Annotated in this window: 27 protein-coding genes and 2 tRNA genes; 27 read left to right on the top strand and 2 right to left on the bottom strand. The window is 41.9% G+C overall.

What is annotated here, in order from left to right:
* Positions 1–12: 12 nt before the first annotated feature.
* Positions 13–882: a hypothetical protein gene (locus F542_RS00710; protein ID WP_015433514.1), complete on the bottom strand. Its 870-nt coding sequence runs from the start codon at positions 880–882 to the stop codon at positions 13–15.
* A 50-nt stretch (positions 883–932) separates the two neighbouring features.
* Positions 933–1,103 carry a hypothetical protein gene (locus F542_RS11035; RefSeq protein WP_015433513.1) on the bottom strand — a complete coding sequence of 57 codons (171 nt, stop codon included), beginning with the start codon at positions 1,101–1,103 and terminating at the stop codon, positions 933–935.
* Positions 1,104–1,235: 132 nt separating this feature from the next.
* Here F542_RS11035 and F542_RS00715 point away from each other — a divergent pair, with 132 nt between their 5' ends.
* The 27 genes from F542_RS00715 (at position 1,236) to mfd (ending at position 23,432) form a co-directional block, all read left to right on the top strand.
* Complete coding sequence (locus F542_RS00715; RefSeq protein ID WP_015433512.1) at positions 1,236–1,604, top strand: helix-turn-helix domain-containing protein; 369 nt, start codon at positions 1,236–1,238, stop codon at positions 1,602–1,604.
* A gap of 134 nt (positions 1,605–1,738) precedes the next feature.
* Entirely contained in the window at positions 1,739–1,963 is a 225-nt protein-coding gene (gene tatA / locus F542_RS00720) for a Sec-independent protein translocase subunit TatA (RefSeq protein WP_015433511.1), read from the top strand.
* A gap of 3 nt (positions 1,964–1,966) precedes the next feature.
* A complete protein-coding gene (tatB, locus tag F542_RS00725) occupies positions 1,967–2,539 on the top strand; it encodes a Sec-independent protein translocase protein TatB (RefSeq protein ID WP_015433510.1) in 573 nt (190 codons plus the stop codon).
* Complete coding sequence (gene tatC, locus F542_RS00730; RefSeq protein WP_015433509.1) at positions 2,529–3,272, top strand: twin-arginine translocase subunit TatC; 744 nt, start codon at positions 2,529–2,531, stop codon at positions 3,270–3,272. The genes tatB and tatC overlap by 11 nt, the downstream gene beginning before the upstream one ends.
* A 44-nt stretch (positions 3,273–3,316) precedes the next feature.
* Positions 3,317–4,285, top strand: a complete 969-nt coding sequence (gene rfaC, locus F542_RS00735) for a lipopolysaccharide heptosyltransferase RfaC (protein ID WP_015433508.1) — start codon at positions 3,317–3,319, stop codon at positions 4,283–4,285.
* Positions 4,286–4,367: 82 nt separating this feature from the next.
* Positions 4,368–4,443: transfer RNA gene (locus tag F542_RS00740), tRNA-Gly, on the top strand.
* Positions 4,444–4,447: 4 nt separating this feature from the next.
* Positions 4,448–4,534, top strand: a tRNA-Leu gene (locus tag F542_RS00745).
* Positions 4,535–4,682: 148 nt separating this feature from the next.
* Positions 4,683–4,964, top strand: coding sequence for a DNA-directed RNA polymerase subunit omega (rpoZ, locus tag F542_RS00750; RefSeq protein ID WP_015433507.1), 282 nt, complete (start codon positions 4,683–4,685; stop codon positions 4,962–4,964).
* An 85-nt stretch (positions 4,965–5,049) separates the two neighbouring features.
* Positions 5,050–6,936 carry a RelA/SpoT family protein gene (locus F542_RS00755; protein WP_015433506.1) on the top strand — a complete coding sequence of 629 codons (1,887 nt, stop codon included), beginning with the start codon at positions 5,050–5,052 and terminating at the stop codon, positions 6,934–6,936.
* 101 nt (positions 6,937–7,037) lie between these two features.
* Positions 7,038–7,979, top strand: coding sequence for a protein-methionine-sulfoxide reductase catalytic subunit MsrP (gene msrP, locus F542_RS00760; RefSeq protein ID WP_015433505.1), 942 nt, complete (start codon positions 7,038–7,040; stop codon positions 7,977–7,979).
* On the top strand, positions 7,979–8,554 hold the full coding sequence (locus tag F542_RS00765; protein WP_015433504.1) for a protein-methionine-sulfoxide reductase heme-binding subunit MsrQ: 576 nt from the start codon (positions 7,979–7,981) through the stop codon (positions 8,552–8,554). The genes msrP and F542_RS00765 overlap by 1 nt, the downstream gene beginning before the upstream one ends.
* Positions 8,555–8,706: 152 nt before the next feature.
* The gene (gene recG / locus F542_RS00770; protein WP_015433503.1) at positions 8,707–10,788 is read left to right on the top strand and encodes an ATP-dependent DNA helicase RecG; all 2,082 of its coding nucleotides are present in this window, start codon (positions 8,707–8,709) and stop codon (positions 10,786–10,788) included.
* A 308-nt stretch (positions 10,789–11,096) separates the two neighbouring features.
* Positions 11,097–11,408 (top strand): 30S ribosomal protein S10, encoded by a 312-nt coding sequence (gene rpsJ, locus F542_RS00775; RefSeq protein WP_001181005.1) that lies wholly within the window; start codon positions 11,097–11,099, stop codon positions 11,406–11,408.
* Between the two features lie 16 nt (positions 11,409–11,424).
* A complete protein-coding gene (rplC, locus tag F542_RS00780; protein ID WP_015433502.1) occupies positions 11,425–12,051 on the top strand; it encodes a 50S ribosomal protein L3 in 627 nt (208 codons plus the stop codon).
* Between the two features lie 15 nt (positions 12,052–12,066).
* Entirely contained in the window at positions 12,067–12,669 is a 603-nt protein-coding gene (rplD, locus tag F542_RS00785; protein WP_015433501.1) for a 50S ribosomal protein L4, read from the top strand.
* Complete coding sequence (rplW, locus tag F542_RS00790; RefSeq protein ID WP_172635305.1) at positions 12,669–12,971, top strand: 50S ribosomal protein L23; 303 nt, start codon at positions 12,669–12,671, stop codon at positions 12,969–12,971. Before rplD ends, rplW begins: the two co-directional genes overlap by 1 nt.
* Before the next feature lie 18 nt (positions 12,972–12,989).
* Positions 12,990–13,811, top strand: a complete 822-nt coding sequence (gene rplB / locus F542_RS00795) for a 50S ribosomal protein L2 (protein ID WP_006249360.1) — start codon at positions 12,990–12,992, stop codon at positions 13,809–13,811.
* A gap of 30 nt (positions 13,812–13,841) precedes the next feature.
* Positions 13,842–14,117 carry a 30S ribosomal protein S19 gene (gene rpsS, locus F542_RS00800; protein ID WP_005539416.1) on the top strand — a complete coding sequence of 92 codons (276 nt, stop codon included), beginning with the start codon at positions 13,842–13,844 and terminating at the stop codon, positions 14,115–14,117.
* A gap of 10 nt (positions 14,118–14,127) precedes the next feature.
* Complete coding sequence (gene rplV, locus F542_RS00805; protein ID WP_005599292.1) at positions 14,128–14,460, top strand: 50S ribosomal protein L22; 333 nt, start codon at positions 14,128–14,130, stop codon at positions 14,458–14,460.
* A gap of 22 nt (positions 14,461–14,482) precedes the next feature.
* A complete protein-coding gene (rpsC, locus tag F542_RS00810) occupies positions 14,483–15,187 on the top strand; it encodes a 30S ribosomal protein S3 (protein WP_015433499.1) in 705 nt (234 codons plus the stop codon).
* A 13-nt stretch (positions 15,188–15,200) separates the two neighbouring features.
* Complete coding sequence (gene rplP / locus F542_RS00815) at positions 15,201–15,611, top strand: 50S ribosomal protein L16 (RefSeq protein WP_015433498.1); 411 nt, start codon at positions 15,201–15,203, stop codon at positions 15,609–15,611.
* On the top strand, positions 15,611–15,802 hold the full coding sequence (gene rpmC / locus F542_RS00820; protein ID WP_015433497.1) for a 50S ribosomal protein L29: 192 nt from the start codon (positions 15,611–15,613) through the stop codon (positions 15,800–15,802). Before rplP ends, rpmC begins: the two co-directional genes overlap by 1 nt.
* On the top strand, positions 15,802–16,056 hold the full coding sequence (gene rpsQ, locus F542_RS00825) for a 30S ribosomal protein S17 (RefSeq protein ID WP_015433496.1): 255 nt from the start codon (positions 15,802–15,804) through the stop codon (positions 16,054–16,056). The genes rpmC and rpsQ overlap by 1 nt, the downstream gene beginning before the upstream one ends.
* A gap of 156 nt (positions 16,057–16,212) precedes the next feature.
* The gene (dnaA, locus tag F542_RS00830; protein WP_025266697.1) at positions 16,213–17,565 is read left to right on the top strand and encodes a chromosomal replication initiator protein DnaA; all 1,353 of its coding nucleotides are present in this window, start codon (positions 16,213–16,215) and stop codon (positions 17,563–17,565) included.
* A 10-nt stretch (positions 17,566–17,575) separates the two neighbouring features.
* Complete coding sequence (gene dnaN / locus F542_RS00835; RefSeq protein WP_015433494.1) at positions 17,576–18,679, top strand: DNA polymerase III subunit beta; 1,104 nt, start codon at positions 17,576–17,578, stop codon at positions 18,677–18,679.
* 127 nt (positions 18,680–18,806) lie between these two features.
* Positions 18,807–19,886 (top strand): DNA replication/repair protein RecF, encoded by a 1,080-nt coding sequence (gene recF / locus F542_RS00840; RefSeq protein WP_025266698.1) that lies wholly within the window; start codon positions 18,807–18,809, stop codon positions 19,884–19,886.
* A 63-nt stretch (positions 19,887–19,949) separates the two neighbouring features.
* Positions 19,950–23,432, top strand: a complete 3,483-nt coding sequence (mfd, locus tag F542_RS00845) for a transcription-repair coupling factor (protein ID WP_025266699.1) — start codon at positions 19,950–19,952, stop codon at positions 23,430–23,432.
* Positions 23,433–23,494: the final 62 nt, after the last annotated feature.

A 23,494-nucleotide genomic window follows, 5' to 3' on the forward strand; every position in this document is an offset into this window, starting at 1 on the left:
GCCTTTTTATCATTATAAACTTTTGATGAGTTCCGTGACGATTTTAGAACGATAAGCTCTAAATGTATTATCAGGGATTGCACAGCCATTTCCTGTATGACTCCAGCATAAATTATCATATTGAGCATTGCTATGTTTCACACCATAGCGACAACTAGGCCAGTCTGTTGTGGGCAAATTGAAACCACGACGTTCTACATAATCGTAATATTTGTATTTTGAATAATTATAGAGTGTAGCTGGATTACTATTATAAGAATTCTCAATATTTGTCATTTTGTAAGTAAATGATGTGAGAACTTCCCCTGTACTATTATTGAGTAAAATTGCATCTATATTTGCAACCAATGGGTAAACTCTCGCATAGCTATCACAACCAGCTGCTTTCGCATAAGCGATACTATTTCCATAACCGATATAAGCATCTCTAATCAATAGCGTGTATGGAGCATTAACAGATTTGCCAAGAGAAGTCACTCTGTCAAGCATTATGCGGCTATCCATATAGAGTTTGTCATTGTTGATTAAATTGGCAAAGGTTGGTTTAAAACCATTTTCTATCATTTTTCTTTCAACATCGCCTTGAAATGCTTGATAAGTTAAGTGAGATTTAGAACAGCCTTGGCAGCTAGAGCCAATGTAAACACTACCATTATTCACAACTACTCGAGATGTTACCGAAACGTGATTATTTGAACGATTTTCTTGAGCATAAACGATAAAAATCTTGCTCCCTTGTGGAACATTACTTGATGTCGCTTTTTCAGGCTCACCATATTTTAAAATAGGAATTTGTACTTCCAATAATTGCTTTTGTTTATCTAATGGTGCACAAGCGGTTACTATTCCTGATATTAGAAGTGTTACGTAAAATTTTTTCATTGCATTTTCCTATCTAAGAAAAAGGCAATCATTAGATTGCCTTTGAATAATTAGTATTTAGAACCAGTGACTTTACCAACAGCTTCTGATGCTTTCATACTTGCTTCCATTTGAGCACGCATAACCGCTCCGTCCTTAGCACTTTTCCCAATTCCTTGCAATTCAGCACAACCTGTTAAAGCTACCACAGAGACCAAAAGTGTAAAAATTGATTTTTTCATAATGGGTTCCTTTTTGAATAAGATAAGATCTGAATGTTTTAAACTAGATTAAACTGATTTAAAACCATATTAGTTTAATATAAAACTAATATGGTTTACAGAAAATTTTTCATCAGGCTAATAATTTGCCTTATGAAAATACTGACAGACAAAGAAAAATTCAGCGAGCGGCTGAAATTTGCGTTGAGAAACGCACAACCAATGCTAACTAAAACCAGTGATATTGCATTGCGTTTCAATCTTCGGCACCCGAATGAGCCCGTGACTCAGCAGGCGGTATATAAATGGCTAAATGGGTTGGCTATTCCCTCTCAAGATAAGATAGAGACTCTTTCTGAATGGTTATCAGTTAAACCAGAATGGTTAAGATATGGTATTTCTGATGATGAGCCAAACTATTCTCCCCTTGATGAGATGTTAATTGAGCTGATTTATAAACTCTCTGAACAGCAGAAAGCAGCATTGTTGAGCTTTATTACCGTATTTAAAGATAAAGTGTAAAATGAATAGAAGATTGGTAAACAGTGGAATAATTATGTATTTTGCGAAATAGATCAAAAAATTCTATGCAAATTCAATAACAAAGTGCGTATAATCGCATTTAACTTTTTATTTTTAACTTAAGAGGACATTACATGGGTGGTATCAGTATTTGGCAGCTTCTGATCGTGGTTGCAATCATTGTTTTATTATTTGGTACTAAGAAATTGCGTACTTTAGGTGCAGATTTAGGTGAGTCGGTAAAAGGCTTTAAAAAAGCGATGAATGATGATAAGCCAAAAGATGCTGAATTTGAAAAAGTGGAACAAAAAGCCGCAGAAAAAGTAGAACAAACCGCAAAAGATAAAGAGCAGGCATAATCCGTGTTTGATATTGGTTTCTCTGAATTAGTGCTAATTTTTTTGGTGGGCTTAGTGGTGCTAGGTCCCCAACGTATGCCAGTGGCAATCCGCACCGTAATGGGGTGGGTACGTACTATTCGTGGTTTGGCACATAATGTCCAAACTGAACTTGCTCAAGAGCTTAAACTGCAAGAGTTGCAAGAGAGCATTAAAAAAGCAGAGGCATTGAATATTAGCAATCTTTCTCCAGAGTTGAGCAAAACGGTGGAAGAGCTAAAACAGTCGGCACAAAAAATGCAGGAAACGCTCAATTCTGCCAAAGGTGAAATTCAAGGCTTAAGTGATCAGCAAGTGGCGGATATTCAAAATCGCATTGAGCAGGAGCATCAAACACTATCAAGTGAACAAGTTGCTGAATTGCACCAAGCTGAGGGTAAAACACCTGAAGAATTAGTCGAGTTGGCAGAATTGCACGAGGGTGAAGAGCATCCCGATATGGATACCGAAAGTTTGCATGCGTATTATCCACCAGATGAGCCATTAGATACGGCTGAAAATCCGACACTAGAGCAGGAAAAATCGAATGTCAGTTGAAGAATCCCAACCGCTTATTTCCCATTTAGTCGAATTGCGTAACCGCTTACTTAAAGCGGTTATTTGCGTTTTGATTGTTTTTGTTTTACTCGTTTATTGGGCGAATGACATCTATTCATTACTCGCAAGCCCTTTAACTGAGCGTTTGCCTGAAGGGGCAACGATGATTGCAACCAATGTTGCAACCCCATTTTTTACCCCAATCAAATTAACCTTGATTGCTTCGGTATTTTTATCCGTTCCTTATATTTTGTACCAAATCTGGGCGTTTGTTGCGCCTGCGCTTTATAAGCAAGAGAAGCGCTTAGTCTATCCACTGCTCATTTCAAGTACTTTATTGTTCTATATTGGTGTTGCCTTTGCTTACTATGTGGTATTTCCGCTCGTCTTTGGTTTTTTAACGAGTACCGCCCCTGATGGTGTGATGATGGCAACGGATATCAGCAGTTATTTAGATTTTGTGCTGACTATTTTCTTAGCCTTTGGCATCTGTTTTGAAGTACCTGTTGCGATTATTTTACTTTGTTGGTCAGGGGTAACCACTCCAACTGATCTAACGGCGAAACGCCCATACATTATTGTGGCTGCCTTTGTGATCGGTATGTTCCTAACCCCACCAGATATTTTTTCGCAAACGTTGCTTGCGATTCCAATGGTCTTGCTATTTGAGGTGGGAGTACTTGTTGCACGTTTTTATGTGCCGAAAGATGAGAATACCACTGAAATGGAATAATCTCGACCCGCACAAGCGGGTCTTTTTTTAGAAAAAAATGCAAAATGAAAGTTTGTGTAATTAAAACCTCATCAATGGGCGATGTAATTCATACATTGCCCGCATTAACCGATGCACAACGAGCAATACCTAATTTGCAAGTGGATTGGGTGGTTGAGAAAGCATTTAGTGAAATTCCAAATTGGCATAGTGCGGTAAATCGTGTTATTCCACTTGAAATTCGCCGTTGGCGGAAAAATCTTTGCCAAGCAAAAACGTGGCAGGAGTGGCAAGCTTATAAAGCTGCTTTGAAAGCAGCGCAGTATGATACCATTATTGATGCACAAGGGCTGCTCAAAAGTGCACTATTGGCTACTCGTCTTGCTCAAGGCAAAAAATATGGCTATGACTGCCGTTCAGCTCGAGAAGGCTTAAGCAGTCTATTTTACGATCAGACTTTTAATATTCCTTATCAGCAACATGCAGTAGAGCGAATTCGCCAGCTTTTTGCCCGTGCACTAGGTTATCAATTAACGCAAGAAATAGGCGATTATGGTATCGCATGTCATTTTGTAAAAAATAGAGAAAAAAAGACCGCTTGTTTGCCTTATATTATTGCTGTTCATGCCACAACTCGTGATGATAAGCATTGGGGGGAAGATTATTGGACGGAATTATTTGCTTTATGCGATCAGCATCATCTTGAAGTGCGTCTGCCTTGGGGTAACGAGCGGGAGAAAGCGCGTGCTGAGCGGTTAGCGGCACAGGGTGAGCATATCCGAGTGTTACCGAAAATGAGTTTAACCGAATTAGCAGCAGAATTGGCAAATGCTAAAGCTGTGGTGTCGGTGGATACAGGTTTGAGCCATTTAGCGGCTGCTTTAGATACCCCAAATATTATTTTATACGGCGCAACAAACCCGAAATTAATAGGGGCTTATGGTAAAAATCAGCATTACTTGCAGGCAAACCGTATGCAAAATATTCAAGTTTCGCAAGTTTGGCAGGCCTTAGAGCAGATTTTAACCGCTTGAAATAAAAATAAAAAAATCTGTTTGACAAGCAAAATGTCATCTATATAATACGCACCTGTTTTCGCTGCTAAGCGATAACAATGCGGGAATAGCTCAGTTGGTAGAGCACGACCTTGCCAAGGTCGGGGTCGCGAGTTCGAGCCTCGTTTCCCGCTCCATTTTGCCCGAGTGGCGGAATCGGTAGACGCAAGGGATTTAAAATCCCTCGCCTTTCGGGGCGTGCCAGTTCAAGTCTGGCCTCGGGCACCATTTTAATTCCGCAAGATCTTAAAGATAGCACCACGAGGTGCTTTTTTTATACCTGAAATTTGGCTTCCCCATTGCCAGCTTTTGGCAAATTCTGTATAATTCGCAACCTTTTTTAAGTTTGAATTTTTGCAATATTCGGAGAATATAAATGGCTCGTGTAACCGTACAAGATGCAGTAGAGAAAATCGGCAACCGTTTTGATTTAATTTTAACTGCGGCACGTCGTGCAAGACAATTACAACTTCATACCCGTGAGCCATTAGTGGCAGAAGAAGATGATAAACCAACAGTGATTGCGTTACGTGAAATTGAAGAAGGTTTAATCAATAACCAAATTATGGATCAGCAAGAGAACTTTGAAGCAATGCAACAAGAGGTTGCTGAGAAAGAAGCCATTTCTTTCTTGGCAGATGTGCAAGCAAACTCTTAATACAATAGATTATTGAGAATGGGCAAGGAATAGTGATATTCTTTGCCCATTTCTATTTGGTAACTTGAAATGCGTGGGGTGCGATATGGAATTGTTTGAGCCTTTAGAACGAGTTATTCGTCACTATTTACCGGAAGATAAGATTGAGATCATCAAACGCGCTTTTTTGATGGCAAAAGATGGGCATACTGGGCAATTTCGTTCCAGCGGTGAGCCCTACATTACGCATCCTGTTGCCGTTGCTTGCATTATTGCAGAGATGGAACTTGATCATGAAGCGGTAATGGCTGCATTGCTGCATGATGTGATTGAAGATACGCCTTATACTGAAGAGCAAATCGCTGCTGAATTTGGTACTAATGTGGCCGAGATTGTACAGGGGGTATCTAAATTAGATAAATTAAAATTCCGTACTCGCCAAGAAGCACAGGTTGAAAACTTTCGTAAAATGATTTTGGCAATGACCAAAGATATTCGTGTAGTGCTAATTAAGCTTGCTGACCGCACACATAATATGCGTACACTGGGTTCGCTTCGCCCAGATAAACGTCGTCGTATTGCGAAAGAGACGCTTGAAATCTACACGCCACTCGCTCACCGTTTAGGGATTGAACATATTAAAAATGAATTGGAAGATCTCTGTTTTGAGGCAATGTTTCCACACCGCTATCGTGTCATGAAAATGGCGATAGAGATGGCGCGTAGCAATAAACAAGAGTTAATTGAGCGTATTTCTAATGAGATCCAAGCTAAGCTTAATAGTGCAGGCATTGCTTGTCGCATTTATGGTAGAGAACGCCCCCTATACTATCTCTATCAAAAAATGCAGGCAAAAGAACAGCATTTTTATTCTATTCTGGATATTTATTCTTTCCGAGTGGTAGTGGATAACGTTGATACTTGCTATCGAGTGCTAGGGCAGATGCACGCACTCTATAAGCCACGCCCCTTCCAAGTAAAAGACTATATTGCCGTGCCGAAAACGAATGGCTACCAGTCGTTGCATACAGCGATGATTGGGCATAAAGGTGTACCGATTGATGTGCTAATTCGCACCGAAGAGATGGATCAAGCGGCACGTTTTGGTGTGGCTGCGCACTGGGGGTATAAAGATCACGAAACGAGTGTGCAAGTACGCGCACAACAATGGCTAAAAAGCATTGTTGAAATGCAGCAGAGTGCAGAAAACTCAGCAGAATTTATCGAAAATGTAAAATCAGATCTGTTCTCCAGCGATATTTATGTTTTCACGCCAAAAGGCAGAATTGTGCAGTTACCAGCCAATGCAACAGCAGTGGATTTTGCTTATGCGGTGCATACCGATATTGGTGATCGCTGTATTGGCGCTGTTGTTGATCATCAACCATATCCACTTTCTCAGCCGCTACAATCTGGGCAAACCATTGAAATTCAAACGGCAGATAGTGTGCGTCTTAATGCATTATGGTTAAATTCTGTGGTGACTGCTAAGGCTCGCTCTAGCATTCGTAGTATCCTTAAACGCCAACAATATGGCGAAGCGGTTTCGCTTGGGCGTCGCCAGTTGCTGCTTGCGCTCAATTTGCAATATTTTGAAGATATTGACCCGCTTGCACTGGAAACAGCACTTGTTGAACTGAAAATTGACACTGTTGATGAGTTACTTGCACAAATTGGCTTAGGGCATCTGTTGAGCTCAGCAGTTGCAGAGCGATTACGGGGCAAAATGCAGACAAACACAGTGGTAAATCAAGCCGAATTTGAAAGTGTGATTTTAGTGGATTTGCACGATCAACAAGGCATTTTAGCTGAAATTATTACGACCATTTCCACCTTAAATAGCAATATCAACGATATTCAAAGCCAGCCGATTGAAGGTGGCTACCAGCTACGCTTGCGTATTACGGCGACTAGCCAAAGCCATTTAGAAATGTTATTGGCAAAAATAAATAGTCTTTCAGCGGTAATACAAGCGGTGCAAATTGCAGAATAATTTACAAAAAAGTGCCTTAGCGGCACTTTTTTTGTGAGAAAAAGAAAACGGTGTCGTCTAATTAGAATATGTCTCTGTTTTAGTTTAAAGGGGAACAGTTTATGAGCTTTACTCGCTTTGATGTCACACCTGAGCATCTATTCCGTCAACGCCGCCAAATTATTAAAGCGCTGGGTATTGGTTCTGCGGCAGCATTATTGCCAAATATTTCGTTAGCAAGCACACAAAAAGCTCTGGATTTTCATAAAGCAAATGAAACCCAGTTGATGCTCACGCCTGAAAATAAGGTCACTGGTTATAATAATTTTTATGAATTTGGTACAGAGAAAAGTGCACCCGCAAAATTTGCACAAGATCTAAAACTTGAGCCATGGTACGTAGAAATTGGTGGTGAGGTCGAAAATCCGTTTACACTCAATTACGCGGAACTATTTAGCACTTTTCCGTTAAGTGAGAAGATTTACCGTTTTCGTTGTGTTGAGGCGTGGTCGATGGTCATTCCTTGGGTTGGTTTTGAACTTGCGCGTTTAGTTGAAAGAGCCAAACCAACTACAAAAGCAAAATATGTGGTATTCCATACGCTTTATGATCCAAAACAAATGCCAGGACAAAAAAATCGCTTATTTGGTGGTGGTATTGAGTATCCATATGTGGAAGCATTGCGTCTGGATGAAGCGTTAAACTCTCTTTCATTGCTTGCTGTCGGCTTATATGGCAAGAGCCTCCCCCCACAAAATGGTGCGCCGATTCGCTTGGTTGTGCCATGGAAATATGGTTTTAAAAGCATTAAATCGATTGTCAAAATTACCTTTTCAGAAACGCGCCCAACCACTACATGGGAAAGCCTTGCCCCACATGAGTATGGGTTTTACGCTAATGTGAATCCAGAAGTTGATCATCCTCGTTGGTCACAAGCCTCTGAGCGGGTTATTGGTAGTGGAGGCTTGTTATCAGTAAAACGCCAGCCAACCTTAATGTTTAATGGCTATGAAAAAGAGGTTGCTCATCTTTATAAAGATTTGGATTTGAGAGTAAATTTCTAATGTTAGGATTATTTCGAACACTTATTCACCTTGGTTGTAGCTTGCCGTTAATGTGGCTGACTTGGGTGCTGGTTTCTGGCGATGAAAGCGCTTTTGGTGCTGATCCTAGTAAAGAACTGATTCATTTCTTAGGCTACAACGCTATTGTTATTTTCTGCGCAATGTTTTTACTTGGCATTTTTTTGCAATGGCGTCAGCTTAACCAGTATCAGATTTTGCGCCGCGCATTAGGGCTTTGGGTATTTAGCTACGCGGTGCTCCATGTAAGTGCATTTTTATGGTTGGAACTCGCACTGGATGTACGTTTATTTGGACAAGAGCTAATCAAACGCCCTTATCTGATTTTAGGTTCGGTGGCGTTTTTGATTTTAGCCATGATGGCGATAACCTCGTTACCCAGCTTAAAACAGAAATTAGGCAAACGCTGGTTTAGTTTACATCAATGGAGCTATATCGCACTGGCGGCAGCGGCAATACACTATTATTGGTCAGTGAAAAGCCTCACTATTGCTCCTATTGTAGTAGGCTGCGTTGTCCTATTTATTTTGGCAGTACGCCTTATCAAAAACAAATAGAAAACTATTCTCTTACTAGGGATGTTGATGTTTCAAATGGCGTGTTGTTATCGCTAAACATCAACACACCCTAGATTGCGCTAAATTAAAAGTGCAAGCTTTCTCCCTTTTTTGTACAATCAAGCGGTCTTTATTTCCAAATTTTTTGCAAAATGGCCCAACAATTGTTAGATGGTGTACCGCTCACCGCACTTTCTGGTGTGGGGGCTGCAGTCTCGGCAAAACTGACTAAAATCGGTATCAATAATGTACAGGATCTGCTGTTTCATTTACCGTATCGTTATGAAGATCGCACACGGATTACGCCAATGATTGATCTACGTCCCGATAGTTACGCGACTATTGAGGGCGTAGTACAGCTGACAGAGGTACAGTTCGGCAAACGTCCAATTTTATCGACCACACTCTCTGATGGCACAAGTAAGATTACGCTCAAATTCTTTAACTTCAATGCTGGAATGAAAAACAGCCTGCACCAAGGCGCACGGGTAAAAGCGTTTGGTGAGATTAAGCGTGGGCGCTATATGGCGGAAATTCACCACCCAGAATACCAAATTATCCGAGATAACCAACCGCTGGTGCTGGCTGAAACATTAACGCCAATTTATTCCACTACTGAAGGGCTAAAACAAGCCTCTTTGCGTAAACTGACCGATCAAGCACTTGCGTTATTGGATAAGGTTCAAGTCGCTGAGCTGCTACCCGATGAGTTCAACCCGCACCAATATAGCCTGAAAGAGGCATTGAAATTGTTGCACCGTCCGCCACCGTCTATTTCACTTGAACAGTTAGAAAATGGCGAACATCCTGCGCAAAAGCGGCTGATTTTTGAAGAGTTGCTGGCACATAATTTGGCGATGCAGAAAGTGCGTATGGGGGCTCAACGGCAAGTAGCGCAGGTATTGCGTTATCAAACAGATATCAAAAGCAGATTTCTTGCTGGTTTGCCTTTTCAGCCGACCAATGCTCAAAGCCGAGTCACAGCGGATATTGAACGAGATCTTGCACAACCACACCCCATGATGCGTTTAGTACAAGGCGATGTCGGGTCAGGAAAAACCTTAGTGGCAGCTTTGGCTGCATTGTTGGCAATAGATAATGCGAAACAAGTTGCACTAATGGCACCTACCGAAATTCTTGCTGAACAGCATGCGAATAACTTTGCAAATTGGCTACAGCCGTTTGGGATAGAGGTTGGCTGGTTGGCTGGCAAAGTAAAAGGAAAAGCAAGAGTCGCACAGCTTGAAGCTATTAAAAACGGTGATGTGCAGATGATTATTGGTACACACGCTTTGTTCCAAGAAAGCGTAGAATTTCATGATTTAGCATTAGTCATTATTGATGAGCAACACCGCTTTGGTGTACATCAACGGCTCACTTTGCGAGAAAAAGGGGCGAAAGAAAATGTGTATCCCCATCAGTTAATTATGACCGCAACGCCAATTCCAAGAACATTGGCGATGACAGTGTATGCTGATCTAGATACGTCAATTATTGATGAATTACCTCCAGGACGAACCCCAATTAAAACGGTAGCGATTTCAGAAGATCGCCGTCATGAGATTGTGCAACGCGTTTATCAAGCCTGTAAAAATGAAGGACGACAAGCCTATTGGGTTTGTACTTTAATTGATGAAAGCGAGGTGTTAGAAGCACAAGCAGCGGCAGCTATTGCCGAAGATTTGCAACGAGCCTTACCTGATTTGCGTATTGGCTTAGTGCATGGACGAATGAAACCGCAAGAAAAACAAGCAATTATGGCGGAATTTAAGGCGGCAAATATTGATTTGCTGGTTGCCACTACTGTGATTGAAGTTGGCGTAGATGTGCCAAATGCCAGCTTGATGATTATTGAAAATTCCGAGCGTTTAGGTTTAGCACAACTTCACCAGTTACGTGGGCGAGTGGGACGGGGAGCAACGGCATCGCATTGTGTTTTGCTCTACAAACCACCGCTGGGTAAAATTTCGTCTAAGCGTTTGCAAGTGATGAGAGATAGTCAAGATGGTTTCTATATAGCGGAAAAAGATTTAGAAATTCGAGGCACAGGAGAGATCCTTGGCACTAAACAGACCGGTATGGCGGAGTTTAAGGTGGCGGATTTGATGCGTGACCGAAAAATGATCCCGCTCGTGCAAAACTACGCACGGCAGATTATTAGCAGTAATTTATTATTGGCAGATTTGCTAATTAAACGCTGGTTGGAAGAGAAAACAGAGTATTCAAATGCTTAGAAGCCAAATTAGCGGTAAGTTTGCAAATTTTTCTGCCAATTTTACCGCTTGCTATTGATATGAGCATTCATCTTTTTTGCTAAATTTGCTTGCAATATGTACGTGATTAAGGTAGAATCCCTGCGCTTTTACGATATGTAAGAGTCGCTTAGTGTAATCATTTACTAAGTGGGCTGCCGATTTGGCAGCTGTAAAATGTTCCCGATTTGGGAGCTATAACAAGGTATGGCTGAGCCCCCTAATTTCAAAAGAATTAGTGGTGGTTTGGTTTTTTATTAGCTAATTTTTGTTAATGGAGCTCTGGTCTAATGCAGAACCAAAGAATCCGTATCCGCTTAAAAGCTTTTGATCATCGTTTAATTGATCAATCTACTGCGGAGATCGTAGAAACAGCTAAACGTACTGGTGCACAAGTTCGTGGTCCAATTCCTTTACCAACTCGTAAAGAGCGTTTCACCGTGTTGATTTCTCCACACGTAAACAAAGACGCACGTGACCAATACGAAATTCGTACTCACAAACGTTTAGTAGATATCGTAGAGCCAACAGAAAAAACTGTTGATGCATTAATGCGTTTAGATTTGGCTGCCGGCGTTGACGTGCAGATCAGCCTAGGTTAATTAAGAGGTTATTACAATGATTGGTTTAGTCGGTCGTAAAGTTGGTATGACCCGTATCTTCAATGAAGACGGTGTTTCTGTACCAGTTACCGTTATCGAAATCGAAGCCAACCGTGTGACTCAAGTGAAAACCCTTGAAAACGATGGCTATTCTGCAGTTCAAGTTACTACTGGCTCTAAAAAAGCAAGTCGTGTAACTAAGCCAGAAGCAGGTCATTTCGTGAAAGCAGGTGTTGAAGCTGGTCGCGGTTTATGGGAATTCCGTACTGAAGGTGAAGAGTTCACTTTAGGTCAGGAAATCAATGTTGACATCTTTGCAGATGTTAAAAAAGTAGATGTTACTGGTACTTCTAAAGGTAAAGGTTTCCAAGGTGGTGTTAAACGTTGGAACTTCCGTACCCAAGATGCTACTCACGGTAACTCTTTATCACACCGTGTACTTGGTTCTATTGGTCAAAACCAAACTCCAGGTCGTGTGTTTAAAGGTAAAAAAATGGCAGGTCACTTAGGTGCTGAGCGTGTAACCGTTCAATCACTTGAAGTGGTTCGTGTAGATGCTGAGCGTAAATTATTATTAGTTAAAGGTTCTGTACCAGGTGCAACTAATAGTGATGTTATCGTTAAACCAGCAGTTAAAGCATAAGTCTAGGAGATAGAGATGGAATTACAAGTTGTAGGTGCAAACGCACTAACTGTTTCTGAAACTACCTTCGGACGTGAGTTTAATGAAGCATTAATCCACCAAGTAGTTGTTGCTTATGCAGCAGGTGCTCGTCAAGGATCTCGTGCGCAAAAAACTCGTGCAGAAGTGTCTGGTTCAGGTAAAAAACCTTGGCGTCAAAAAGGTACAGGTCGTGCTCGTTCAGGTGATATCAAATCACCAATCTGGCGTTCTGGTGGTGTAACTTTCGCAGCAAAACCACAAGATCACAGCCAAAAAGTGAACAAGAAGATGTACCGTGGTGCAATTAAAAGCATTCTTTCAGAGCTTGTTCGTCAAGAACGTTTAGTGGTAGTTGAAAAATTTGAAGTAGATGCACCAAAAACTAAAGCTCTCGTTCAAAAATTAAAAGATATGGCGTTAACAGACGCGCTTATCATCACTGCAGAAGTGAACGATAACTTATATTTAGCTGCACGTAACTTACACAAAGTGGACGTTCGTGATGTTCAAGGTATCGATCCAGTAAGCTTAATCGCTTTTGATAAAGTGGTTATCACTGTTGATGCAGTTAAACAAATTGAGGAGATGTTCGCATGATGCAAGAAGAACGTTTGCTAAAAGTGCTTAAAGCACCGCATATCTCTGAAAAAGCGACAAACAACGCAGAAAAAGGCAACACTATCGTATTTAAAGTTGCATTAGATGCAAACAAAGTTGAAATTGCTAACGCAGTTGAACAACTTTTTGAAGTGAAAGTTGATTCTGTTCGTACTGTGGTTGTTAAAGGTAAAACTAAACGCCGTGGTGTGAAAGTTGGTCGTCGTAGTGACTGGAAAAAAGCTTATGTAACTCTTCAAGAAGGTCAATCACTTGACTTCGTTGAAGGTGCGGCAGAGTAATCAGAGGAGATAAAATAAATGGCTATCGTTAAATGTAAGCCGACCTCCGCTGGTCGTCGTCACGTAGTTAAAGTTGTAAACGCTGAGCTACATAAAGGTAAACCTTTTGCAGCGCTTTTAGATACTAAATCTAAAACTGGCGGTCGTAACAACTTAGGTCGTATCACAACTCGTCACATTGGTGGCGGTCACAAACAGCACTACCGTTTAATTGATTTCAAACGTAATAAATTAGACATTCCAGGTGTTGTTGAGCGTTTAGAATACGATCCAAACCGTTCTGCGAATATCGCATTAGTACTTTATAAAGATGGTGAACGCCGCTACATTTTAGCACCAAAAGGTTTAACTGCTGGTGATCAAATTCAAGCGGGTGCTTCAGCGCCAATTAAAGTAGGTAACGCATTACCAATGCGTAATATTCCTGTTGGTACAACTGTACACAACGTAGAATTGAAACCTGGTAAAGGTGGTCAAATCGCACGTTCAGCAGGTGCTTACGTTCAAATTATTGCCCGTGAAGGTAACTATGTAACTTTACGTCTTCGTTCAGGCGAAATGCGTAAAGTATTAGCTGAGTGTACTGCAACTATCGGTGAAGTAGGTAACTCAGAACATATGCTTCGCGTTCTTGGTAAAGCAGGTGCAAACCGTTGGAGAGGTATTCGTCCAACAGTTCGTGGTACTGCGATGAACCCAGTAGACCACCCACACGGTGGTGGTGAAGGTCGTAACTTCGGTAAACACCCTGTTACTCCTTGGGGCGTTCAAACCAAAGGTAAGAAAACTCGTCACAACAAACGTACTGATAAATTCATCGTACGTCGTCGTGGCAAATAATTTAATTCATTAACTAAAAGGTAAACACCAATGCCACGTTCCCTCAAGAAAGGTCCTTTCCTTGACCTACACTTGTTGAAGAAGGTAGAGAAGGCGGTGGAAAGCGGGGATAAAAAACCAATCAAAACTTGGTCCCGTCGTTCAATGATCATTCCATCAATGATTGGTTTGACCATCGCAGTCCATAATGGTCGTCAGCACGTTCCAGTTTATGTTTCCGACGAAATGATCGGTCATAAATTAGGTGAATTTGCACCGACTCGTACATACCGCGGTCACGCCGCAGATAAGAAAGCTAAGAAATAAGAGGTAAAAGATGGAAACTATTGCTAAACATCGTTACGCTCGTACTTCTGCCCAAAAAGCTCGCTTAGTTGCTGATTTAATTCGCGGTAAAAAAGTTGCGCAAGCACTAGAAATCTTAACTTTCACTAACAAAAAAGCAGCAGCGCTTGTTAAGAAAGTATTAGAATCAGCTATTGCAAACGCAGAGCACAATGACGGTGCAGATGTCGATGATCTTAAAGTTGCTAAAATCTTCGTTGATGAAGGTCCAAGCATGAAACGTGTAATGCCACGTGCTAAAGGTCGTGCAGATCGTATTTTAAAACGTACTAGCCACATCACTGTGGTAGTATCGGATCGTTAATTAAGTAGAGGAATAACAGAAAATGGGTCAAAAAGTCCATCCACATGGTATTCGCCTAGGTATTGTTAAGCCTTGGAGCTCTACTTGGTTTGCGAATACACAAGATTTCGCTGATAATTTAGAAGGCGATTTCAAAGTACGTCAATTTTTAAACAAAGAGTTAGCGAACGCTTCTGTATCTCGTATCACTATCGAGCGTCCAGCAAAAAGCATTCGTGTAACTATTCACACAGCTCGTCCTGGTATCGTTATCGGTAAAAAAGGCGAAGATGTTGAGAAATTACGTAACGCAGTTGCGAAAATCGCAGGCGTTCCAGCACAAATCAACATTGCTGAAGTGAAAAAACCTGAGCTTGATGCAAAATTAGTTGCGGATAGCATCGCTTCTCAACTTGAACGCCGTGTAATGTTCCGTCGTGCGATGAAAAAAGCAGTACAGAACGCAATGCGTTTAGGTGCTAAAGGTATCAAAGTTGAAGTTAGCGGTCGTTTAGGTGGTGCAGAAATCGCACGTTCAGAATGGTATCGTGAAGGTCGTGTGCCTCTACATACTTTACGTGCGGACATCGATTACAACACTGCTGAAGCACACACTACATACGGTGTAATCGGTATCAAAGTGTGGATCTTCAAAGGTGAAATCCTCGGTGGTATGGCTGCAGTGATTGAATCTGAAAAAGAACCAGCGGCACAGCCTAAAAAGCCAGCTCGCAAAGGTCGTAAATAAGGAGAATCACTGAATGTTACAACCAAAACGTACAAAATTCCGTAAAGTACACAAAGGCCGTAACCGTGGTATCGCGGGCGGTACTGAAGTGAGCTTCGGTACATTCGGTTTAAAAGCGATTGGTCGTGGTCGTTTAACTGCTCGTCAAATCGAAGCAGCACGTCGTGCGATGACTCGTGCGGTAAAACGTCAAGGTAAAATCTGGATCCGTGTGTTCCCAGACAAACCAATTACTGAAAAACCATTAGAAGTCCGTATGGGTAAAGGTAAAGGTAACGTTGAGTACTGGGTAGCCTTAATCCAACCGGGTAAAGTATTATATGAAATGGATGGTGTATCTGAAGAAGTTGCACGTAATGCATTTGCATTAGCAGCAGCTAAACTTCCGTTCAAAACCACATTTGTAACTAAGACGGTGATGTAATGAAAGCTCAAGAACTACGTAATAAATCTGTTGAAGAGCTGAATGCTGAGTTAGTGAACCTTTTAGGTGAGCAATTCAAATTGCGTATGCAAGCAGCCACCGGTCAGCTTCAACAAACCCATCAGTTAAAACAAGTGCGTCGTAGCATTGCACAAGTGAAAACTGTATTAACCGAAAAGGCGGGTGAATAATGACTGATAAAATTCGTACAGTACAAGGTAAAGTGGTTAGCGACAAAATGGATAAATCATTTGTAGTTGCTATCGAACGTACAGTTAAACACCCAATCTATGGTAAGTTTATCCGTCGTACTACTAAACTTCACGTACACGATGAAAACAACGAAGCTAAATTAGGCGATGTAGTTGAAATCAAAGAGTGTCGTCCACTCTCTAAAACTAAATCACATACTTTAGTTCGTGTTGTTGAGAAAGCTCAAGCTTAATCGGCAAAATAAAGAAGAAAAACCCCCGCTTGTCGGGGGTTTTTTGTTGTTGGTGAAGCGATCATTGGATAAAGATCCACAAAAAATTCACAAGCTTTTCCATACTTTTTCAGGTATTATTAACAACCCTTTTTTTCTATAATTTTGGAGTAGATTGTGTCTTCCCTTTGGTCTGATTGTTTAAGTCATTTGCAGTCAAAAGTATCACCATCAGATTATAGTGCTTGCCTACGTCCGCTAAAGGCAACAGTGAATAAGGGAGAACTCATCCTCTATGCTCAGAATCCGATTGTGGCTAATTGGGTAAAAGAATCTTTTCTTGGAGAGATCCAAGATCTTGCTCGTTATCTTTCACAAGATCCAACTTTGAGCGTGATAGTAAAAGATCGTTTTGATGTTGAAGAAAAGCCAGCAGTGGTTAGCGCTAGAGCGCCACAGGAGCCAGAAGTAAGTCAGATCCGCACTAATCTTAATTCAACATTAACTTTTGACAACTTTGTACAGGGTAACTCAAACCAGTTGGCAAAAGCGATTGCCCAGCAAGTTGCGAATAATCCAGGAAGAAATACCTATAACCCCTTTTCACTTTATGGAAGCACGGGTTTAGGAAAAACCCATCTGCTACATGCAATTGGAAATGAAATTCTGAAACAGAACCCATCGGCAAAAGTACTTTATATTCAAGCCGAAAGTTTTACCCGTGCGATGGTGAGTGCATTACAAAGCAATAAAATGGAGAATTTTAAGAAATTCTACCGTTCAATTGATGTATTAATGGTGGACGACATTCAGTTTTTCGCTAAAAAAGAGGGTTCACAAGAAGAATTCTTCCATACTTTTAATTCTCTTTTAGAGCAGGATAAACAGATTATTGTGGCCTCTGATGTTTTCCCGAAAAATATCGAAAATATTGAAGAACGGATGCGTTCTCGCTTAAGTTGGGGAATCAGTGCCGCGATTGAACCGCCAGAATTAGAAACCCGAGTGGCAATTTTGATGAAAAAGGTTGAAAACCAAGCAGCAGAATTTTTGGCTACTTATGGTTTCCCTTTAGAATTGCGAGAAGATGCGGCATTTTTCCTTGCGCAGAAAATGCGGACTAACGTACGTGAATTAGAAGGTGCATTAAATAGTGTTATTGCAACTTCAGGGTTTACTCGCCGCCCAATTACGGTCGATTTTGTGCGAGAAGCATTAAAGGATCGTTTTGCGGCCTATGATTCTTTGATCACGATCGAAAATATTCAGCGAACAGTGGCAGAATATTACAATATCAAAGTAGCTGATCTTAAATCAAAAAGTCGTTCACGTTCTGTGGCGCGACCAAGACAAATGGCTATGGCTCTTGCTAAAGAACTCACTACACACAGCTTGCCTGAAATTGGGCGAGAATTTGGGCGAGATCACACAACGGTAATTCACGCCTGTAAAACAATCAATGAATTATGTGCTGAAGATAGCAGCATTCAAGAAGATTATACCAATTTAACCCGCAAACTATCGTCATAAGGACTTGTTTATGCAATTTACCATTACCCGAGAACAGTTGCTCAAACCATTGCAACAGGTTTGTGGCGTATTGAGCAGTCGTCCAACCCTGCCAATAATCAACAATATTTTGCTAGAAACGAATGGCAAACAGCTATCACTGACGGCAACCGACCTTGAAGTTGAGCTAACTACGCAGGCGGAGCTGTTTGAAGCGGTCAAAAAAGCAGAAAAATTTACCATTCCCGCGAAAAAGTTTTTAGATATTTGTCGTAGTTTGCCAGAAGATAGTGTTATTTCGATCCAGTTCGAGGAAGATCGTGCCTTAATTCGTGCAGATCGAAGCAAATTTAATTTAGCGACATTACCGGCTAGCGAATATCCAAATTTAATGGATTGGAGCCCAGAAGTTGATTTTACGATCGATCAATCTACACTTGCGCGCCTGATTGATGCAACACAATTTTCAATGGCAAAAGATGATGCCCGCTATTTCTTAAACGGTATGAAGTTTGAAACTGAAGGTAATTTGTTACGCACAGTTGCAACGGATGGACACCGTTTAGCTGTTTGTACTATGCCGCTTAGCCAAGAGCTATCAACGCATTCTGTTATTGTGCCTCGTAAAGCAGTGGTAGAGTTAGCCCGCTTAATTAGCGGGGGGGAAGATGCTGTGCGTTTAGAAATTGGCACCAATAATTTACGTGTTTCAATGAACGGTATCGTTTTTACCTCAAAATTGATTGATGGCCGTTTCCCTGACTATCGCCGGGTCTTCCCGCGTAACCCAGAGCGAATTTTAGAAGCCGATGCGGAAAGCCTAAAACGCTCACTGGTTCGTGCTGCAATTCTTTCAAACGAGCGTTTGCGCGGAGTGCGCTTAGCGCTAAGCGATAATCTGCTTAAAATTACTGCAAACAACCCAGAACAAGAGGAAGTGGAAGAAATCCTTGATGTGGCTTATCAAAGCACACCAATGGAAGTGGGCTTTAATGTGAGCTACTTACTTGATGTGTTGAATACCTTGAAATGCCAACGAGTACGCATGAGTTTAGTTGATGTGGGTTCTAGTTGCTTGATTGAAGATTGTGATAACAGCACGGCAGAATATGTTGTGATGCCAATGCGACTTTAATTATTGCGATAATCATTGCTAGGGCGGGGTTATCCCCGTCCGGCATGCAATTTCTACTTTAGGATAAAGCTTTTTCCTAGCATGTACCCTCCATTTTGTATTTTGACTTTAATTTTTTACCGCTTGTATGTCCCTTTCCCGCCTAATCATTAACAACTTTCGAAATTTAACCGCAGTGGATCTGGATTTAAGCCATGGCTTTAATTTTTTAGTGGGAGCAAATGGAAGTGGTAAAACCAGCTTGCTGGAGGGGATTTTCTATCTCGGGCATGGGCGCTCATTTAAAAGTCATATTAGCAATCGCATTATTCATTACGATCATGATGAGTTCACGCTCTTTGGCAAAATTGAAGAAGACAAGCATGAATGGTCGGTTGGCTTGCAGAAAAATCGCCAAGGTGATACCAAATTGAAAATTAACGGCGAAGATGCCAAAAAAATTGCTGATCTTGCTCATTTACTCCCAATGCAAGTGATTACCCCAGAAGGGCTCACTCTACTAAATGGTGGACCAACTTATCGACGTGCTTTTTTAGACTGGGGGCTTTTTCATCAATATACCGAATTTCATCGACTATGGTCTGATCTCAAACGCCTGTTAAAGCAGCGCAATGCTGCGCTTAATCAAGTGCGCGACTATACAGAACTGAAATTTTGGGATATAGAGCTAGCAAAACTCGCCCATAGTGTGAGCGAGATGCGCGCGATGTATGCTGAAGCATTGCGCCCTGAAATTGAAAAGACTTGTCGTTTTTTCTTGCCTGAGTTGGAAATTAGTGTGAGTTTTCATCAAGGCTGGGAAAAAGGGGCAGATTATCTGGAAATTCTTGCTCAAGGATTTGAGCGTGATAAAAATCTTGGTTACACGATGATTGGCCCGCAAAAAGCAGATTTTCGTTTCCGTGCGAATGGTTTACCTGTAGAAGATGTACTTTCTCGTGGGCAGCTTAAATTGCTAATGTGTGCTTTACGTCTCGCCCAGGGCGAATATCTTGTAGCACAAAAAGCACGTCAATGTCTATTTTTGATTGATGATTTTGCTTCAGAACTTGATCCTGTTAAACGAGAGTTACTCGCTCACCGCTTACGCCAAAGTGGTTCACAAGTTTTCGTTACTGCAGTTACCCACGATCAGCTCAAACAAATGGAGTGGTTAGAGCAGGGGAGTGATCGCACATTTTCTGTCACAAGCGGTCGAATTTCCTGATTTTTCCACAAAATGTTAAACTACCCCCATTTTGCAAAAAATCATCAATTTTAAACCGCTTGTATGTCATCGCTCATTCAATTCAACCTGCCGCAACTAGGCGGTAAATTTCAAGATCATCAAACACTTGGAAACCTCATCGGGCATGCTGATGTTCTTGCTATCAGCCAAGCTGCCCGAGAGTTTAACGGCTTAACCATCGTGGTTACCCCCGATACTCGCACAGCATTGCGATTAGAAAAATCTCTACCGCAATTTGCCCAACTGCCTGTACAACTTTTCCCCGATTGGGAAACCTTGCCTTATGATAATTTTTCGCCTCATCAAGATATTATCTCTGCACGGCTTTCTGCACTGTTTCAACTGCAACAAGGTCAGAAGCAAATTATCTTGCTCCCTGTGGCAACCCTATTACAAAAAGTCTGTCCGCCCAATTATCTGAGCAATAACGTTTTTTTAATTAAAAAAGGCGACCGTTTTTCCATTCAAAAACTACGTTTACAACTAGAAAATGCTGGCTATCGGGCGGTAGAGCAAGTGCTGGAATATGGCGAATACGCAGTACGTGGCTCAATTTTGGATTTATACCCAATGGGGGCAGACGCGCCATTCCGCTTAGATTTTTTTGATGATGAGATTGATTCTATCCGCACTTTTGATGTGGATAGCCAACGCACCCTTGCTGAAATCAGTGAAATCAACCTATTACCGGCTCACGAATTCCCGACTGATAGCAATGGTATCGAGCATTTTAGAGCAAAATTCCGTGAAACCTTTGGTGAAATCCGCCGAGAACCCGAGCATATTTATCAGCAGGTTAGCAAAGGCGTGTTAAATGCAGGGATTGAATACTGGCAACCGCTCTTTTTTGATGAAATGGCAAGCCTGTTTGATTATCTGCCTGAAAATAGTCTCTTTATTACTTATGAGGGTATCAAAGAGAAAGCCGAGCAATTTCAACAAGATACCCATCATCGCTATGAGAGCAGACGAGTTGATCCAATGCGTCCGCTACTCCCACCGAGCGATCTCTGGTTTGCGATTGATGATGTACAACGTTGGCTTAAAGCCTACCCACGTTTAACACTCACCAGCGAGAAAATTCGCAAATCCGCAGCGAAAATGAATGCAAACGTCGTAAATTTACCCGAGATTGCCATTCAATCAGGTACAAAAGAACCTTTCGCCCAATTGCAACAATTCCGCCAAAAATTTAAGGGCAGTATTCTCTTTTCGGTAGAAAGCGAAGGGAGACGTGAAACGCTGTTAGATTTGCTTGCCCCGATTGGGGTGAAGCCGAAGCAGGTCGGATCTATTGATGAAATGATGGTGCAAGCGTCCACGCTTGTACTAAACGACAATTTGCAAACTTTCCTCATTATTTCACCGCTTGATCAGGGTTTTGTTATTGAAAATACAAGCGGTCAAAATTTAGCAATAATTTGCGAAACCGATCTTCTCGGCGAAAAGGTGCAAACACGGCGAGAGAAAAACCGCAAAACCGTCAATCCCGATACCCTAATTCGCAACCTTGCCGAACTGAAAATCGGGCAGGCGGTGGTGCATTTGGAAAACGGCGTGGGGCGTTACGGCGGTTTAACTGTGTTAGACGCAGGCGGAATGAAAGCCGAATATCTCGTGCTACATTATGCTAACGATGCCAAACTCTATGTGCCGGTTGCCTTGCTCCATTTAATCAGCCGTTATATCGGCGGAGCGGACGAAACCGCACCACTGCACAAATTAGGTAGTGAAGCGTGGGCGAAAACCCGCCAGAAAGCGGCGGAAAAAATCCGTGATGTGGCGGCAGAATTGCTTGATGTTTACGCCAAACGAGAAAGCCAAACCGGTTTTGCTTTTGCCTACGACAAAGCGGAATTTGATCAGTTTAGTGCCACTTTCCCTTACGAGGAAACGGACGATCAGAAAATTGCTATCAATGCGGTAATTAGCGATATGTGCCAAGCCAAAGCGATGGATAGATTGGTGTGTGGCGATGTCGGCTTCGGCAAAACCGAAGTGGCAATTCGAGCAACTTTCTTGGCGGTGATGAATCATAAACAGGTGGCCATTCTTGCCCCAACCACCTTGCTCGCCCAACAGCATTATGAGAATTTCAAAGACCGTTTCGCCAATTACCCTGTGAATGTGGAAGTACTATCTCGCTTTAAAACCGCCAAAGAGCAGAAAACGATTTTGCAAAATGTGGCAGAAGGGAAAGTGGATATTTTGGTCGGCACGCACAAACTGTTGCAAGACGATGTGGCGTTCCGTGATCTTGGGCTTTTAGTGATTGATGAAGAACACCGTTTCGGCGTACGCCAAAAAGAGAAGATCAAACAACTGCGTGCCAATGTCGATATTCTGACCCTCACTGCCACGCCAATTCCAAGAACGCTGAATATGGCGCTCAACGGAATGCGAGATCTCTCAATTATCGCTAGCCCGCCGGCTCGCCGACTTTCAATCAAAACCTTTGTGCGACAAAGTGATGAAATGGTAATCCGTGAAGCAATTTTGCGTGAAATTCTGCGTGGCGGGCAGGTTTACTACCTCCACAACGATGTGGCAACCATTGAAAACTGTGCCGAAAAATTGGCAGAACTTGTGCCAGAGGCAAGAATTGTGATCGGACACGGGCAGATGCGTGAGCGTGAATTGGAGCGGGTGATGAGCGATTTTTATCATCAACGCTTTAATCTACTAGTCTGTTCCACCATTATTGAAACAGGGATTGACGTGCCAACTGCCAATACCATTATCATTGAACGAGCGGATAAATTCGGGCTGGCACAACTGCACCAACTGCGTGGACGAGTCGGACGTTCGCATCACCAAGCCTACGCCTATATGCTCACACCACATCCGAAAACGCTCACCAAAGACGCCCAACAACGGCTAGAAGCGATGAGCAGTATTGATAATCTCGGAGCTGGTTTTGCGTTGGCGACCCACGATTTAGAAATTCGTGGTGCAGGGGAATTACTCGGTTCTGAGCAGAGCGGACAAATTGAATCTATCGGTTTTTCGCTTTATATGGATTTACTAGAAAGTGCCGTCAAAGCTTTACAAGAAGGGCGAGAGCCGAGCCTTGATGAAATCACCCAAAATCAAGCGGAGATTGAACTGCGTGTCCCTGCGTTAATCCCTGATGATTACCTGCCTGATGTCAATATGCGTTTATCCTTCTATAAACGCATCGCAAGCAGTGAAAATGAAACCCAACTGAAAGATCTCAAAATTGAGTTGATTGACCGTTTTGGCTTATTACCAGAGGCAACCAAAAACTTATTCCAAATCACTCAATTGCGATTTATTGCCCAAAAACTTGGCTTGAAAAAAGTGGAGGCTGGCATTAATGGCGGTTTCTTAGAATTTAAACCGACGGCGACGCCTGATCCGATGAAATTCATCACCTTAATTCAGAAACAACCTGCGGTATATAGCTTTGAAGGGGCAGTAAAATTCAAGTTTAGATTGCCACTCGAAGAAAATAGCAAGCGGTTAGAATTTGTAGAAAATTTACTCAGAGAAATTAATGCATAGCGCAAGCGGTGGATTTTGCAGAAAAATGCGCAAAATCTACCGCTTGTTATGATAGAGAGTGT

The sequence above is a fragment of the Bibersteinia trehalosi USDA-ARS-USMARC-188 genome (assembly GCF_000521725.1).
In the GTDB taxonomy this organism is placed as follows: Bacteria; Pseudomonadota; Gammaproteobacteria; order Enterobacterales; family Pasteurellaceae; genus Bibersteinia; species Bibersteinia trehalosi.

Bases quoted from the DNA above. Each gene is read 5' to 3' on its own strand.
- F542_RS00710 (WP_015433514.1), bottom strand. From the start codon at position 882: ATGAAAAAATTTTACGTAACACTTCTAATATCAGGAATAGTAACCGCT.
- F542_RS11035 (WP_015433513.1), bottom strand. From the start codon at position 1,103: ATGAAAAAATCAATTTTTACACTTTTGGTCTCTGTGGTAGCTTTAACA.
- F542_RS00715 (WP_015433512.1), top strand. From the start codon at position 1,236: ATGAAAATACTGACAGACAAAGAAAAATTCAGCGAGCGGCTGAAATTT.
- tatA (WP_015433511.1), top strand. From the start codon at position 1,739: ATGGGTGGTATCAGTATTTGGCAGCTTCTGATCGTGGTTGCAATCATT.
- tatC (WP_015433509.1), top strand. From the start codon at position 2,529: ATGTCAGTTGAAGAATCCCAACCGCTTATTTCCCATTTAGTCGAATTG.
- rfaC (WP_015433508.1), top strand. From the start codon at position 3,317: ATGAAAGTTTGTGTAATTAAAACCTCATCAATGGGCGATGTAATTCAT.
- rpoZ (WP_015433507.1), top strand. From the start codon at position 4,683: ATGGCTCGTGTAACCGTACAAGATGCAGTAGAGAAAATCGGCAACCGT.
- F542_RS00755 (WP_015433506.1), top strand. From the start codon at position 5,050: ATGGAATTGTTTGAGCCTTTAGAACGAGTTATTCGTCACTATTTACCG.
- msrP (WP_015433505.1), top strand. From the start codon at position 7,038: ATGAGCTTTACTCGCTTTGATGTCACACCTGAGCATCTATTCCGTCAA.
- F542_RS00765 (WP_015433504.1), top strand. From the start codon at position 7,979: ATGTTAGGATTATTTCGAACACTTATTCACCTTGGTTGTAGCTTGCCG.
- recG (WP_015433503.1), top strand. From the start codon at position 8,707: ATGGCCCAACAATTGTTAGATGGTGTACCGCTCACCGCACTTTCTGGT.
- rpsJ (WP_001181005.1), top strand. From the start codon at position 11,097: ATGCAGAACCAAAGAATCCGTATCCGCTTAAAAGCTTTTGATCATCGT.
- rplC (WP_015433502.1), top strand. From the start codon at position 11,425: ATGATTGGTTTAGTCGGTCGTAAAGTTGGTATGACCCGTATCTTCAAT.
- rplD (WP_015433501.1), top strand. From the start codon at position 12,067: ATGGAATTACAAGTTGTAGGTGCAAACGCACTAACTGTTTCTGAAACT.
- rplW (WP_172635305.1), top strand. From the start codon at position 12,669: ATGCAAGAAGAACGTTTGCTAAAAGTGCTTAAAGCACCGCATATCTCT.
- rplB (WP_006249360.1), top strand. From the start codon at position 12,990: ATGGCTATCGTTAAATGTAAGCCGACCTCCGCTGGTCGTCGTCACGTA.
- rpsS (WP_005539416.1), top strand. From the start codon at position 13,842: ATGCCACGTTCCCTCAAGAAAGGTCCTTTCCTTGACCTACACTTGTTG.
- rplV (WP_005599292.1), top strand. From the start codon at position 14,128: ATGGAAACTATTGCTAAACATCGTTACGCTCGTACTTCTGCCCAAAAA.
- rpsC (WP_015433499.1), top strand. From the start codon at position 14,483: ATGGGTCAAAAAGTCCATCCACATGGTATTCGCCTAGGTATTGTTAAG.
- rplP (WP_015433498.1), top strand. From the start codon at position 15,201: ATGTTACAACCAAAACGTACAAAATTCCGTAAAGTACACAAAGGCCGT.
- rpmC (WP_015433497.1), top strand. From the start codon at position 15,611: ATGAAAGCTCAAGAACTACGTAATAAATCTGTTGAAGAGCTGAATGCT.
- rpsQ (WP_015433496.1), top strand. From the start codon at position 15,802: ATGACTGATAAAATTCGTACAGTACAAGGTAAAGTGGTTAGCGACAAA.
- dnaN (WP_015433494.1), top strand. From the start codon at position 17,576: ATGCAATTTACCATTACCCGAGAACAGTTGCTCAAACCATTGCAACAG.
- recF (WP_025266698.1), top strand. From the start codon at position 18,807: ATGTCCCTTTCCCGCCTAATCATTAACAACTTTCGAAATTTAACCGCA.
- mfd (WP_025266699.1), top strand. From the start codon at position 19,950: ATGTCATCGCTCATTCAATTCAACCTGCCGCAACTAGGCGGTAAATTT.